Origin of the sequence: Trichloromonas sp. (assembly GCF_034006665.1) — a bacterium.
Classification (GTDB): domain Bacteria; phylum Desulfobacterota; class Desulfuromonadia; order Desulfuromonadales; family Trichloromonadaceae; genus Trichloromonas.
In genome coordinates this window covers 13,643-27,949 of record NZ_JAVESI010000022.1, presented here as the reverse complement: position 1 = coordinate 27,949, position 14,307 = coordinate 13,643, and the positions used below count along the sequence as shown (strand labels likewise).

Here is a 14,307-nt window from a genome sequence, read left to right as displayed (position 1 = left end):
CTCCGGCGGCTCAAAAGCGCCCAGCGCCGGGGACCGACCGTCCTTCATTGCGCTTGCAATCGCCGTGAAAATACGCTAGTTTTCACCCTCTCTCGGCGTTCCCGCCAGTTTTTTTCGTGCTGTTTAAGCTTCCGTTGACCGGATCGAGGTGCCGTCCATGCGCTATTCCCAATATCTCCTCAATACCCTGAAAGAGACCCCGGCCGATGCCGAGGTGGTCAGCCATCAGCTGATGATGCGGGCGGGCATGATCCGCAAACTTGCCGCCGGTATCTACAACTATCTGCCCCTAGGCTTGCGCTCGATCCGCAAGGTTGAGCAGATCGTCCGCGAGGAAATGAACCGGGCCGGGGCGATCGAGCTGCTGATGCCGATGGTGGTTCCCGCCGAGCTCTGGCAGGAATCGACCCGCTGGGAGCAGTACGGCAAGGAGCTTTTGCGCCTCAAGGATCGCAAGGACGCCGATTTCTGCCTCGGACCGACGCACGAGGAGGTCGTCACCGACATCGTTCGTCGCGAGGTTCGCTCCTACCGGCAACTGCCGCTCAATCTCTATCAGATCCAGTCCAAGTTCCGCGACGAGATCCGTCCCCGTTTCGGTCTCATGCGCGGCCGTGAGTTCATCATGAAGGATGCTTACTCCTTCGACGTGGACGAGGCCGGGGCCGACGTCGCCTACGACAAGATGTATCAGGCCTACCGGCGCATCTTCGAGCGTTGCGGTTTGCGTTTCCGTGCTGTCGAGGCCGACACCGGCAACATCGGCGGTAGTTCCTCCCACGAATTCATGGTGCTGGCCGATTCCGGGGAGGACGCTATCGTCTCTTGCGACAGCTGCGAATATGCCGCCAACGTCGAGAAGGCGGAACTGCGTGATGCCGGTGTCGTGGCGCTGGCGCCGACCGAGGCGTTGACCAAAGTGGCGACGCCGGGACAGCGAACGATCGAGGAAGTTGCCGCGTTTCTCAAGGTGGAGCCGGTGCGGCTGATCAAGACCCTGATCCTGCGTACCGACGGCGGTGAGACGGTGACGGTGCTGCTGCGCGGCGACCGCGAGCTGAACGACATCAAGCTCTGCCGCCTGCTCGGCTGCAACGAGGTGGAACTGGCCGATGAGGAAACGGTGCGCCGCGTGACCGGGGCGCCGAGCGGTTTCGCCGGGCCGATGGGGCTTAAAGGGCGGATTCTCGCCGACTTCGAGGTGCGTGCTATGACCGATGCCGTGACAGGGGCCAATGAGGTCGATGCCCATTACACCGGTGTTGCCTGGGGCCGGGATTTTACCGTCGAAGCCTTTGCCGATCTGCGTGAGGCGGTGGCCGGCGATCTCTGCCCGCGCTGCGCCGGAAAACTCGAAGTCTGGCGGGGGATTGAAGTCGGCCACGTTTTCAAGCTCGGCACCAAATATTCGCAGGCGCTCGGCGCCACCTTTCTCGATGCCCAGGGGCAGGAACAGGTGACCTTCATGGGCTGCTACGGCATTGGCGTGGGGCGCACGGTGGCGGCAGCCATCGAGCAGAACAACGATGAAAACGGCATCATCTTCCCGATGCCTATCGCCCCCTTCCAAGTTATCGTCACCATGGTCAATCCCAATGATGCCGAGGTCAGCGCGGCCGCCGAAAAGCTCTATGCCGATCTGCTGGGGTTGGGGATCGAGGTTTTGCTCGACGATCGCGACGAGCGCCCCGGCAGCAAATTCAAGGATGCCGACCTGCTCGGCATTCCGCTACGGGTGACGGTTGGCGCCCGGGGGCTCAAGGACGGGGCGCTCGAAGTTCAGGAGCGGCGGAGCGGCGCCCGGGAGATGATTCCCTTGGTAAAGGTCGCCGAGGCGGTGGCGAAACGGGTGCGCGACGCCCTGGCGGGCTGAAGCGGATACGCGAGGCTTCATGGCGAAGATGATCATCGACAGCGGCGGCCGCTTGAGTCTGCCCCATCCCGTGGTCAGAGAATTGGGGCAGCGGACCCTGGAGCTTTCCTCGTTTTCCCCCCGGCATCTCTTTTTGACCAGCCGCCGCGAGGGAGAGTCCCTGGTTCTGGCCGGCGAACTGGGGGATCTCTCCATCGCCGATCTGCTCTCCTTCTTCAACATGTTCCGCAAGACCGGGGTGCTGACTTTCTATTCCCCCGCCGGGGTTAAGGAGCTCTCTTTTCTGCAGGGGGAGATCGTCGCCGCTTCCAGTTCCCTGCCCGAGGAACAGCTGGAGGAGCTGCTTTGCGCTCTCGGCAAGCTCGACCGTTCCGCTCTGCATCGGGCGCGGGTCCTGGCGGGGGATGCGCCGCCGACGGGGCAGTTGCTCGTCGATAAGGGGCTGGTGGCGGCCAAGGATCTCTGGCAGGCGGTTCGCTACCGGGCCGAATCCATCGTCTACAGTCTCTTCTCCCTGCATCGGGGGAGTTTTTTTTTCGTCGCTCGCCCTCCCGAGTTCGATGAGCGGGTGCGCCTTTCCATGAGCACCCAGAATCTGATCATGGAAGGGCTGCGGCGTTTTGACGAGCGGGCACTCTTCATACGCCGCATCGGCTCCGACCGGAACCTGCCGGTCAGAACCGGCAAGACCCTGGCCGGTCTGCCGCCGGCTGCCGAACGGATGCTGGAATTGATCGCCCAGGGGCGTTATCCGGTGCGGGAACTGCTGCGCAAGGCCGGCGGCGGAGAGTTCGAGGGTCTGCGTTTGCTTTATCAACTCATCGAAAAGGGCCTGATCGTCATGGAGGAACCCCCGGCCCTCCCTCTGGACGGGGATCTCGGCGATTTGCTGAGTATCTTCAACGGCGCCCTGACCGCCATCAGTCGTCGGGTTCTGACCAGGTATCCCGCTTTTCTCGGCGAAGTTCGCGCCTTTATGGGCGATTTGCCGCAGCCCTTTTCCTTCGTCTTCCGGGATGTCTCATTGTGTGACGATGGCGCCGTCGACGGCGGACGCATTCTCGCCAATCTTGCCGGTCTTGAAGAAGGGGATAAGCAGCGGTTGCTGGCCGAGGCCCTGAGCGAACTGATCTATATGGCCTGCGGCGTTGCGCGGCGGGAACTGCCGGAAGCCGAGTCGGGAGAATTGATCCAACGGGTGCGCGAGGTCACGCAACGGGTCAAATCATTTATCGGGAGGAAAGAATGAGGAGTGAGGCAAAAAAGCGGCTGATTTTCGCCCTCGACGTGGATTGTTTCGAGGAGGCGGAAAAATGGGTCAAGCTGCTTCATGACAAGGTTGGGGTTTTCAAGGTCGGCAAGCAGCTCTTCACCCGCTGTGGGCCGGATGTCGTGCGCATGATCCGCGGGGAGGGGGGCGAGGTCTTCCTCGACCTCAAATATCACGATATTTCCAATACCGCGGCCATGGCCGGGGTCGAGGCCTGCCGCCTCGGAGTGCGGATGTTCAATGTCCACGCCCTGGGCGGGCCGGAGATGATGCGCGAAACGGTAGCCAAGGCCGATGCCTTCTGCCCCCGGGGGGAGGCCGAACGTCCGCTGCTGCTGGCGGTGACGATCCTTACCTCCTCCACTGAAGAAACCCTGCGGGCGGTGGGGATTGACCGGCCGGTGCGTGAGATGGTGCCGCGCTTGGCGCATCTGGCGAAGGCGGCGGGGATGGACGGGGTGGTCGCCTCCCCCCAGGAGGTCGGCTTGATCCGCGCGGCTTGCGGACCGGAGTTCGTCATCGTCACTCCTGGGGTCCGTCCGGCATTCGCCTCGCTGGACGATCAGAAGCGGGTGACCACGCCCGGTGACGCGATCACCGCCGGCGCCGACTATCTGGTGATCGGCCGGCCGATCTCGGCAGCCGCCGATCCGGTGGAGGCCGCTGAACTCATTCTCGCCGAGATCGAAGAGGCGTTGCGCGGCCGTTCATGAACGACGTTGTCTATGGGGTGAATCCGGTACGTGAAGCTCTGGCCGGGGAGCGGCGCAAGCCCTTGGAGCTTTTTGTCGCCCGCGATGCCCGTTCCCCTCGGATCGATGAGGTGCTGGCCGAGGCCGGGCGCCGCCAAGTGCCGGTGCGGCGCCGAGAGCGCAAGGATCTCGATCGGATGGCCGGACACGGCCATCACCAGGGTCTGGTGCTGAGCATCGAACCCTTCGCCTACGTCGAACTGGAAGATCTTCTCAACCGCTGGCGGGATTCTGGGGAAAAGGCCTTTTTCCTTGTCCTCGATGGGCTGACCGACCCCCACAACTTCGGTGCCGTGTTGCGCAGCGCCGAGGCTGCCGGTTGCCATGGGGTCATCACCGCCAGGGACCGGGCCTGCTCCATCACACCGGTGGTCGACCGGGCGGCGGCCGGAGCCCTGGCTCATTTGCCTCTCTGCCAGGTCACTAATATCGCTCGTACCCTCGAAGAGCTGAAAGCGTCGGGATGCTGGGTATTCGGGCTGGCCGGCGAAGAGGGTGCCCAGCCGCTGTTCAGCGCCGAACTGGCCGGTGACTTGGCGCTGGTGCTGGGGGGGGAGGGGAGCGGCCTGCGCCCCAATGTGCGCCGCCATTGCGACGGTCTGCTGAGTATCCCCATGCGCGGCGCTCTTTCCTCCCTGAATGCCTCGGTGGCGGCGGGGGTCGCTCTTTTTGAGGTGGTCCGCCGTCGCTTGACGGCCCTGTAGGGTTTGGTTTGCATTTAGCGGTTGACAAATCCGATCGGATCAACTATAAATCCGGCTTCGTCAGCCGCTGAAAAAAGATAAAAAAGGGCTTGCATTTTGTTTTTCGCTGTTGTAAAAATGCGCCCCTGTGCTGGCGTAGCTCAATAGGTAGAGCAGCTGACTTGTAATCAGCAGGTTGCGGGTTCAATTCCTGTCGCCAGCTCCATTGAGCAAGAGGGGCTTTGCCCCGGACAATTCAGAAGTGTTCCCCTGGAGGGGTTCCCGAGCGGCCAAAGGGAGCAGACTGTAAATCTGCCGTCGACGACTTCGGAGGTTCGAATCCTCCCCCCTCCACCATTTATTTACTTGCCGGGACATCCCCCGGAGTCGCGGTACCCAGGAGGCTTGGCCGATTGAACTGGGACCGGCGCCGGTGGTGAGCCCACAGAGCTGTACATAGGCAGTCAGGTTTTGGGCGGGAGTAGCTCAGTTGGCTAGAGCATCAGCCTTCCAAGCTGAGGGTCGCGGGTTCGAGTCCCGTTTCCCGCTCCATTTAAGCCTGTCTCTCCATGGACGGCGGCGGTTGGTTCAGGCCCACATAGCTCAGAGGTAGAGCACTCCCTTGGTAAGGGAGAGGTCATCGGTTCAAATCCGATTGTGGGCTCCATCTGCTCCGTTGTGGAGTTTTTCTGTTTGTATCCAGACAACTAGGCCCCGGTAAAGATCTGTTTCTGGCGGCCGCGCCTCAAGCGCTAGGAATTCACAAAAAGGGAGGTTGATGTAATGTCCAAAGCCAAATTTGAAAGAACCAAGCCCCATGTCAACATCGGGACCATCGGTCACGTCGACCATGGCAAGACCACTCTGACCGCCGCCATCACCAAGGTTCTGGCCGAGCAGGGCGGCGCCGAGTTCAAGGGCTTCGACCAGATCGACAACGCTCCCGAGGAGCGCGAGCGCGGCATCACCATCGCCACCTCCCACGTCGAATACGAGACCGCCAAGCGTCACTATGCCCATGTTGACTGCCCGGGCCACGCCGACTACGTCAAGAACATGATCACCGGTGCGGCGCAGATGGACGGCGCGATCCTGGTCTGTTCGGCCGCCGACGGCCCCATGCCGCAGACCCGTGAGCACATCCTGCTTGCCCGTCAGGTCGGGGTGCCCGCCATGGTCGTTTTCCTCAACAAGGCCGACATGGTCGACGACGCCGAGCTGATGGAACTGGTCGAGCTGGAGCTGCGCGAGCTGCTCTCCTCCTACGACTTCCCCGGCGACGACATCCCGATCATTGCCGGCAGCGCCTTGGCCGCCCTCGAAGGGCGTGACGACGAAATCGGCAAGAACAAGGTTCTCGAGCTGATGGCCGCCGTCGACAGCTACATCCCCGAGCCCGAGCGTGCCATTGACAAACCCTTCCTGATGCCGGTCGAAGACGTCTTCTCCATCTCCGGACGCGGCACCGTCGCCACTGGCCGGGTCGAGCGGGGCGTGATCAAGGTCCAGGAAGAGGTCGAGATCGTCGGGATGAAGGCGACCCAGAAAAGCGTCGTCACCGGCGTCGAGATGTTCCGCAAGCTGCTCGATCAGGGTCAGGCCGGCGACAACGTCGGGATCCTGTTGCGCGGGATCAAGCGCGAAGATATCGAGCGCGGCCAGGTTTTGGCCAAGCCCGGAAGCATCACCCCGCACACCAAGTTCAAGGCCGAAGCCTACATCCTGACCAAGGAAGAAGGCGGGCGTCACACCCCGTTTTTCAAAGGCTACCGTCCCCAGTTCTATTTCCGGACGACGGACGTGACCGGGATCGTGGAGTTGCCCGAGGGCGTAGAAATGGTCATGCCTGGCGACAACATCGCCATGACCGTCGAGCTAATCACTCCGATTGCCATGGACAAGGAACTCCGTTTCGCCATTCGCGAAGGCGGCCGTACCGTCGGCGCCGGTGTTGTCAGCGAGATCATCGCTTAATTTCCAACTTAGATACTTCCCCCTCCCCGCGGGGAGGGGGAATGAGGAATTGACATGCGGGATATCGTTACCCTGGCTTGCACCGAGTGCAAGCAACGTAATTACACTACGACCAAGAACAAGAAAAACACTCCCGATAAGCTGGAGTTCAGTAAGTACTGCCGGTTTTGCAGGAAGCACACGCCGCACCGGGAAACCAAGTAGGCTGGCGCGACGCGCCGGCGTTAAGGATTTTCGCATGCAGGCCAGTAGCTCTAATGGCTAGAGCACCGGTCTCCAAAACCGGGTGTTGGGGGTTCGAGTCCCTCCTGGCCTGCCATTTAAAATCTGAGAATAATCCTCCCAAAGGGGTTTAGATAGTGATCGGGAAAACGACGGAGTTTCTCGCCAATGTCAAGGGCGAGCTGGCAAAGGTAACCTGGCCGACCAGGAAGGATACCTATGCATCAACCCTGGTCGTCATTGTTCTCGTAATGGTTGTAGCGGTCTTCCTGTGGCTGGTGGACACCGCCTTGTCGGCGTCGATCCGCACTCTGCTGGGCTGAGGGGAGGCTAGGTAGTCACTATGGCAATGCGCTGGTATGGAGTCCATACCTATTCAGGTTTTGAAAACAAGGTAAAGCTCAATCTCGAAGAGCGGGTGCGGTTGTACGGTGTCGAAGAGAAGTTCGGCGAAATCCTGATTCCCTCCGAGACCGTTGTTGAACTCAAGAACGGTGAGCGGCGGACATCGTCCCGCAAGTTTTTCCCAGGTTATATTCTGGTTCGGATGGAGTTGGACAACGAAACCTGGCATGTGGTTAAGGACACTCCCAAGGTGACCGGTTTTGTTGGTGGCGGAACGGCACCGCCTGCGATTCCCGATGAGGAAGTGGCTAAAATCACGACTCGTATGGAAGAGGGGGCCGAACGACCCAAACCTAAAGTGGAGTTTGAGGTCGGCGAAACGGTTCGGGTGGTCGATGGTCCGTTCCTGAATTTCACTGGAGTGGTGGAAGACGTTAAGCCGGACAAGGCCAAGCTCAAGGTCATGGTCAGTATCTTTGGCCGGGTGACTCCTGTGGAGCTTGAATTTATCCAGGTTGAGAAGACCAGTTAAATCTGGTCTTGGACATAAAATTTAAGGAGTAGCTCATGGCCAAGAAGGTTATTGGACAAATAAAGCTGCAGATTCCCGCCGGCAAGGCCAATCCTTCGCCGCCGGTTGGTCCCGCGCTCGGTCAGCACGGGGTCAATATCATGGAATTCTGCAAGGCTTTCAATGCGCGGACCCAAAGTGAAGAAGGAATGATCATTCCCGTGGTCATCACGGTTTATGCCGATCGTTCCTTCACCTTCATCACCAAGACTCCGCCGGCGGCCGTCCTCTTGATGAAGGCCGCCAAGATTCCCAAAGGTTCCGGCGTGCCCAACAAGAACAAGGTGGGCAAGGTGACTAGGGATCAGGTTCTGGAGATCGCCAAGCTCAAGATGCCCGACCTGAATGCTTTCGATGTGGAGGCTGCGGTCAAGACCATCGAGGGCACCGCGCGCAGCATGGGTTTGGAAATCGTCTAATCACGGCAGAGTCTGGAGTATACAAAGATGCAAACAGGGAAACAGCACAAAGCAGCCAAGGCGAAAATCGATCGGCGCACGGCTTATCCTATCGACGAGGCGATCGCGCTGGTCAAGGATTCTGCCTATGCCAAGTTCGACGAGACGGTCGACGTCTCCGTGCGTCTTGGCGTTGATCCCCGCAAGGCGGACCAGATGGTGCGGGGCGCCGTGGTCCTCCCCAATGGGCTGGGAAAAACCGTTCGTGTTCTGGTGTTCGCCAAGGGCGAGAAGGCTCAGGAAGCCAGCGCTGCCGGGGCTGATCATGTCGGTGCCGATGACCTGGTCGCCAAGATCCAGGGCGGCTGGTTTGAATTCGATACCGCCATCGCCACTCCCGATATGATGGGCACCGTCGGTAAGATCGGCCGTCTTCTCGGACCCCGCGGGCTGATGCCCAACCCCAAGGTCGGTACCGTTACTTTCGATATCGGTCGCGCCGTCAACGAGGCAAAGTCGGGCAAGATTGAATACCGGGTGGAAAAGGCCGGTATTGTTCACGCTCCGGTGGGCAAGGTCTCCTTTGATCCGCAGAAACTTCAGGAGAATATTCTTTCTCTGGTGGATGCTCTGGTTAAAGCCAAGCCTTCGACCGCGAAGGGTTCCTACCTCAAGAAGGTGTGTATTTCCAGCACCATGGGTCCGGGTGTCATTATCGACGTTCCGGCTCTGCAGGCGCTGATCAAATAAAGGTTGGCCGTTCGGCCGCCCGGTAAGCGGCTCGCGTTATCGCGGGCCGTTGTACTTCGTATCAAGTACCGCTCCTAGTCAAAGACAGCAGGCATCCTCGCCGAGGATTTAATGGAATTTTCCGCCTGCCGAGGCTGTTCGTAGGGGGCGACGGTAGTTTCCGTCTCTTCATTACACCTCTGACAGGGGCTCGGGATGACCGCATCCCCAGATCAAACAGAAAGGAGGAGAGACGTTGAACAAGTCAGGTAAAGAACAGGTTGTCGCCGAATTGGCGCAAAAGCTGGCTTCCGCCAAGGCCTCGTTCCTCGCGGATTATCGCGGATTGAACGTGGAGCAGGTCAATAAGCTGCGGGGTGAACTGCGCGGCGCCGGTGTCGACTACCAGGTTGCCAAGAATACCCTGCTCAAGCTCGCTGCCAAGGGAACCGGCGCGGAATGCTTGAACGACCATCTGGCAGGCCCCACCGCGATTGCCATTGCCGTAGGCGACCCGGTTGCCCCGGCTAAGGTACTCACCGAATTCGCTAAAGCCAATCCCAAGTTCGAACTGAAAGCTGGCGCTCTTGACGGTAAGCTTCTGAGCGTTGATGAGATCAAGGCTCTGGCCGAACTGCCGAGTCGTGAAGTGTTGCTGGCGAAAATGCTGGGTTCGCTCAATGCTCCGGCGAGCAATTTTGTCGGTGTGCTGGCCGCGATTCCCCGCTCCCTGGTCCAGGTTCTGGCCGCGATCCAGGACAAAAAAGCTGCTTAAACCAAGTTTTTTCTATCTATACCGTATGAAGGAGACCGTCCATGGCTGATATCACCAAAGAGCAAGTTATTGAGTTTATCGAAAAAATGACCGTTCTGGAACTGGCCGAACTGGTCAAGGAACTGGAAGAAAAATTCGGCGTCTCCGCCGCCGCTCCCGTTGCCGTTGCCGCGGCTCCCGCTGGCGGTGCGGCTGCTCCCGCCGTCGAGGAAAAGGACGAGTTTGACGTAGTGCTCACCAGCGCCGGCGACAAGAAGATCAACGTCATCAAGGTCGTTCGCGCTGCTACCGGCCTGGGCCTCAAGGAAGCCAAGGACCTCGTCGACGGTGCTCCGAAGACCGTCAAGGAAGGCGTTTCCAAGGCTGAAGCCGAGGAACTCAAGAAGCAGCTTGAAGAATCCGGCGCCACTGTGGAGCTCAAGTAAGCGACGGCACGATAGTTTCACCCTTAGCCAAGGTCGCCCCGCGCGGCCTTGGCTATTCTACTTTCGTTACCTAAAGGAGATTCCATGGCTTATTCGATCGCGAATAACCAGCTTCTGAGGAAACATTTCGCTGAAGTTCAGCGGATTATCGATATTCCCAACCTGATCGATATCCAGAAAAATTCCTATAAGCGTTTTCTTCAGGCGGAGTTGCCTCCTTCGGCGCGGCAGAACATCGGCCTTGAGGCCGTGTTCCGCTCGGTTTTCCCCATTCGTGATTTCAGCGAGACCTGTTCCCTCGAGTATGTCTCCTACGCGTTGGGTGTTCCCAAGTATGATGTCGACGAGTGTCATCAGCGCGGCATGACCTTCGCTTCACCGGTCAAGGTCCGGGTTCGCCTGGTTTCTTGGGACGTGGACAAGGATTCCGGGGTCCAGTCGATCCGCGACATCAAGGAGCAGGAAGTCTATTTCGGCGAAATCCCGCTCATGACGGAAAACGGCACTTTCATTATCAACGGGACGGAACGGGTCATCGTCAGCCAGTTGCACCGTTCGCCGGGCGTTTTTTTCGACCATGACAAAGGAAAGACGCATTCGAGCGGCAAGATCCTCTACAGCGCGCGGGTCATTCCCTACCGAGGATCCTGGCTCGACTTCGACTTTGATCATAAAGATATCCTCTACGTGCGCATCGATCGGCGACGCAAATTGCCGGCCACGGTGCTCCTCAAGGCCCTTGGTTACAGCGCCGAGGAACTGCTCAACTACTTCTACGATGTCGAGGAGATCATCCTTGACGGCGAAAATTTCAAGAAGCGCGCCAACCCGGCCCTGCTCCTCGGCCAGCGGGCGCCTTTCGATGTGGTTGCTCCCGACGGCGAAGTGCTTGTCAAGGCCAACCGCAAATTCACCAAGGCGGCGGTCAGGAAGATTACCGAAAAGCAGATCGAGTTCATTCAGGTCACTCAGGAAGATGTCGTCGGCAAGATCACCTCGACCGATATCGTCGACATCAATACCGGCGAAGTGGTCATTGAATGCAACGAGGAAATCACCGTCGAGCGTCTGGAGAAGCTCCGCGAACTCGGCATCGGCGAATTCAAGGTCCTCTTCATCGATAACCTTTATGTCGGTCCCTATCTGCGCGAGACCTTGCTCCAGGACAAGATCGCTACCGCCGAAGAGGCGATGATCGAGATCTACCGGCGGTTGCGCCCCGGCGATCCGCCGACGGTGCGCAGTGCCAAGGCGCTCTTTGAAAGCCTCTTTTTTAATGCCGAGCGTTACGATCTCTCCGCCGTTGGCCGCCTCAAACTCAACTACAAACTGGGTCTTGAAACGCCCTTGGAGCACACCACGCTGACCAACGAGGACATCCTCGAAGTGGTGCGTTACCTTATTGACCTGCGCAACGGCAAGGGCGCCATCGACGATATCGACCACCTTGGTAACCGCCGGGTGCGAGCGGTCGGCGAACTGTTGGAGAATCAGTACCGGGTCGGCCTGGTTCGCATGGAACGGGCGATCAAGGAACGCATGAGCCTGCAGGAAGTGGACAGCCTGATGCCCCACGACCTGATCAACTCCAAGCCGGTTTCCGCCGTGGTCAAGGAGTTCTTCGGATCGAGCCAGCTCTCCCAGTTCATGGATCAGACCAATCCCCTGTCGGAGATTACCCACAAGCGTCGTCTTTCCGCTCTGGGCCCCGGTGGTTTGACCCGGGAGCGGGCCGGTTTCGAGGTCCGCGATGTGCATCCCACCCACTATGGCCGGGTCTGCCCGATCGAGACGCCGGAGGGCCCGAACATCGGTCTGATCGCATCGCTGTCGACCTATGCGCGGATCAACGAGCACGGTTTTGTGGAAACGCCCTATCGTCTCGTCAAGGATGGAGTGGTGACCAAGGAGATCAAATATTTCTCCGCACTCGAAGAGGAAGGTCACGCCATTGCCCAGGCCAACGCGCCGCTCAACGAGGACGGCACCTTCGTCAACGAGATGGTCAACGCCCGCAAGAACGGCGAGTTCATGCTCATGATCCGAGAAGATATTGAGCTGATGGACGTCTCGCCCAAGCAGCTGGTCTCGGTCGCGGCAGCGCTCATTCCCTTCCTCGAAAATGACGACGCCAACCGGGCGCTGATGGGTTCGAACATGCAGCGCCAGGCCGTGCCTCTGCTTCGCGCCGATGCCCCTCTGGTCGGTACCGGCATGGAACGCATCGTCGCTCACGACTCGGGCGCGGCGGTCGTCGCCCGCCACAACGGCGTGGTGGAAAGTGTTGACGCCGCCCGCATCGTCGTCAAGATCGACGAGGATGAGGTGGACGAGTCCGGCACCGGCGTGGATATCTACACCTTGATCAAGTTTGCCCGTTCCAACCAGAATACGTGTCTCAACCAGAAGCCGATCGTCAAGATCGGGGACAAGGTCAAGCGCGGTGAAATGATCGCCGACGGCCCTTCCACCCAGTGGGGCGAACTGGCCCTCGGCCAGAACGTGCTGGTCGCCTTCATGCCCTGGGAAGGCTACAACTTCGAGGACTCGATTCTGATTTCCGAGAAGCTGGTCAAGGAAGACCGCTACACCTCGATCCATATCGAGGAGTTCGAGTGCGTCGCCCGGGACACCAAGCTTGGCAAGGAAGAGATCACCGACGATATTCCCAACCTCGGCGAGGACGCCCTGGCCGATCTTGACGAAAGCGGCATTATCCGCATCGGCGCTGAAGTCAAGCCCGGAGATATCCTGGTTGGCAAGATCACCCCGAAAGGGGAAACCCAGCTTTCCCCCGAGGAAAAGCTGTTGCGCGCCATCTTCGGCGAGAAGGCCGGTGATGTTCGTGACACCTCGTTGCGGGTTCCCCCGGGAGTTGAGGGTGTGGTTATCGGCGCCCGGGTCTTTTCCCGCAAGGGGGCGGACAAGGACAGCCGCACCGAGTTCATTGAAAAGACCGAGATCGACAAACTGCTCAAAGACCAGAATGACGAGATCGCCATCATTCGCGATTCCGCCAGGGGTAAGCTGAAGAATCTGCTGGTCGGTCAGACCTCGGCGGTGGAGATCAGCGACGATGCCGGTCAGGTTCTGCTCGCCAAGGGCAAGAAGATTACCGCCGAACTCCTCGCCAAGGTTCCCTTCCGCCAGTGGCGGGAGATCTCCCTGGCCGGGGAAGGCGACGCCGAGGAGAAGGTCGCCAATCTCTTCGTCCGCCTGGCCGATCGCGAGGAGCTGATCAAGGGAGTTTTCTCCGACAAGATTGAAAAGCTTAAGCGCGGCGACGACCTGCCCCCGGGGGTGATCAAGATGGTTAAGGTCTACGTCGCCATCAAGCGCAAGCTTCAGGTCGGGGACAAGATGGCTGGCCGCCACGGTAACAAAGGTGTCCTTTCCCGTATCCTGCCGGTGGAGGACATGCCCTACATGGCTGATGGTACGCCGGTGGAAATTGTGCTCAATCCCCTGGGCGTTCCCTCCCGTATGAACGTCGGTCAGATTCTTGAAACCCACCTCGGCCTGGCGGCCCGTGGTCTCGGCTTGCAGATCCAGGAGATTCTGGACAAGCAGTTTAATCCCGCCGCGATTAAGGCCAAGGTCAAGGACATCTACGGCGATCCCGAGTTGGACGGCTTCATCGATGGCCTCTGTGATGAGGACACTCTGGCCTTAGCCAAGCGCCTTTCCCATGGGGTGCCCATGGCTTCTCCGGTTTTCGAAGGGGTACCGGAGGAGAAGATGACGAACGAGATGGCCCGCGCCGGGTTCCCCACCAGCGGCCAGATGACCCTTTATAGCGGCAAGACCGGCGTGCCCTTCAAGGAGAAGGTCACCGTCGGCATCATGTATATGCTCAAACTGCATCACCTGGTCGACGACAAGATTCATGCCCGCAGCATCGGCCCCTACAGCCTGGTCACCCAGCAACCGCTGGGGGGCAAGGCCCAGTTCGGCGGTCAGCGTCTCGGCGAGATGGAGGTCTGGGCTCTGGAAGCCTACGGCGCGGCTCACGCCCTCCAGGAATTCCTTACCGTCAAGTCGGACGACGTTGCCGGTCGCACGCGTATGTACGAGGCGATCGTCAAGGGCAAACACACCTTGGAAGCCGGCCTGCCCGAGTCCTTCAACGTGCTGGTCAAGGAACTCCAGTCGCTCTGTCTGGACGTGGAGCTTCTGGAAGAAGAGGATTAACCCCGGTATTTTCCGGTCCCCGGCCGCGTGGTGCGGGGACCGGTGATTGTGTCGGGTGCAGTTCAGCTTAAACCAACCACCATCCCACAAGGAGGATGC

13 protein-coding genes and 5 tRNA genes are annotated in these 14,307 nt (G+C 59.6%); all 18 read left to right on the top strand.

The genetic code is table 11. The features are described 5' to 3' along the window. Positions 1–157 precede the first annotated feature (157 nt). The 18 genes from RBR25_RS09875 (at position 158) to rpoB (ending at position 14,208) form a co-directional block, all read left to right on the top strand. Positions 158–1,873 (top strand): proline--tRNA ligase, encoded by a 1,716-nt coding sequence (locus RBR25_RS09875; RefSeq protein WP_432819380.1) that lies wholly within the window; start codon positions 158–160, stop codon positions 1,871–1,873. A gap of 19 nt (positions 1,874–1,892) precedes the next feature. Continuing rightward, on the top strand, positions 1,893–3,122 hold the full coding sequence (locus tag RBR25_RS09870) for a DUF4388 domain-containing protein (protein ID WP_432819379.1): 1,230 nt from the start codon (positions 1,893–1,895) through the stop codon (positions 3,120–3,122). Next, positions 3,119–3,856, top strand: a complete 738-nt coding sequence (gene pyrF / locus RBR25_RS09865; protein ID WP_432819378.1) for an orotidine-5'-phosphate decarboxylase — start codon at positions 3,119–3,121, stop codon at positions 3,854–3,856. The genes RBR25_RS09870 and pyrF overlap by 4 nt, the downstream gene beginning before the upstream one ends. After that, a complete protein-coding gene (rlmB, locus tag RBR25_RS09860; RefSeq protein WP_432819377.1) occupies positions 3,853–4,599 on the top strand; it encodes a 23S rRNA (guanosine(2251)-2'-O)-methyltransferase RlmB in 747 nt (248 codons plus the stop codon). The genes pyrF and rlmB overlap by 4 nt, the downstream gene beginning before the upstream one ends. A gap of 129 nt (positions 4,600–4,728) precedes the next feature. Continuing rightward, positions 4,729–4,804 (top strand) — tRNA-Thr (locus tag RBR25_RS09855). A gap of 46 nt (positions 4,805–4,850) precedes the next feature. Next, a tRNA-Tyr gene (locus RBR25_RS09850) sits at positions 4,851–4,935 on the top strand. Positions 4,936–5,053: 118 nt separating this feature from the next. Continuing rightward, positions 5,054–5,130: transfer RNA gene (locus tag RBR25_RS09845), tRNA-Gly, on the top strand. Between the two features lie 40 nt (positions 5,131–5,170). Further along, positions 5,171–5,245 (top strand) — tRNA-Thr (locus tag RBR25_RS09840). 116 nt (positions 5,246–5,361) lie between these two features. Next, on the top strand, positions 5,362–6,552 hold the full coding sequence (tuf, locus tag RBR25_RS09835) for an elongation factor Tu (RefSeq protein ID WP_432819366.1): 1,191 nt from the start codon (positions 5,362–5,364) through the stop codon (positions 6,550–6,552). 54 nt (positions 6,553–6,606) lie between these two features. Beyond that, entirely contained in the window at positions 6,607–6,756 is a 150-nt protein-coding gene (gene rpmG, locus RBR25_RS09830) for a 50S ribosomal protein L33 (RefSeq protein ID WP_092054182.1), read from the top strand. A 38-nt stretch (positions 6,757–6,794) separates the two neighbouring features. Next, positions 6,795–6,871: transfer RNA gene (locus RBR25_RS09825), tRNA-Trp, on the top strand. 40 nt (positions 6,872–6,911) lie between these two features. Continuing rightward, positions 6,912–7,097: a preprotein translocase subunit SecE gene (gene secE / locus RBR25_RS09820; RefSeq protein ID WP_432819376.1), complete on the top strand. Its 186-nt coding sequence runs from the start codon at positions 6,912–6,914 to the stop codon at positions 7,095–7,097. Between the two features lie 20 nt (positions 7,098–7,117). Continuing rightward, positions 7,118–7,651, top strand: a complete 534-nt coding sequence (gene nusG, locus RBR25_RS09815; protein ID WP_432819375.1) for a transcription termination/antitermination protein NusG — start codon at positions 7,118–7,120, stop codon at positions 7,649–7,651. Positions 7,652–7,686: 35 nt separating this feature from the next. Beyond that, the gene (gene rplK, locus RBR25_RS09810) at positions 7,687–8,109 is read left to right on the top strand and encodes a 50S ribosomal protein L11 (RefSeq protein ID WP_092054175.1); all 423 of its coding nucleotides are present in this window, start codon (positions 7,687–7,689) and stop codon (positions 8,107–8,109) included. Positions 8,110–8,136: 27 nt separating this feature from the next. Continuing rightward, a complete protein-coding gene (gene rplA, locus RBR25_RS09805; protein ID WP_432819374.1) occupies positions 8,137–8,838 on the top strand; it encodes a 50S ribosomal protein L1 in 702 nt (233 codons plus the stop codon). A 235-nt stretch (positions 8,839–9,073) separates the two neighbouring features. Beyond that, positions 9,074–9,592: a 50S ribosomal protein L10 gene (gene rplJ, locus RBR25_RS09800; protein WP_432819373.1), complete on the top strand. Its 519-nt coding sequence runs from the start codon at positions 9,074–9,076 to the stop codon at positions 9,590–9,592. Positions 9,593–9,633: 41 nt separating this feature from the next. After that, the gene (gene rplL / locus RBR25_RS09795; RefSeq protein WP_432819372.1) at positions 9,634–10,017 is read left to right on the top strand and encodes a 50S ribosomal protein L7/L12; all 384 of its coding nucleotides are present in this window, start codon (positions 9,634–9,636) and stop codon (positions 10,015–10,017) included. 84 nt (positions 10,018–10,101) lie between these two features. Further along, positions 10,102–14,208 (top strand): DNA-directed RNA polymerase subunit beta, encoded by a 4,107-nt coding sequence (gene rpoB, locus RBR25_RS09790; RefSeq protein WP_432819371.1) that lies wholly within the window; start codon positions 10,102–10,104, stop codon positions 14,206–14,208. Positions 14,209–14,307 lie beyond the last annotated feature (99 nt).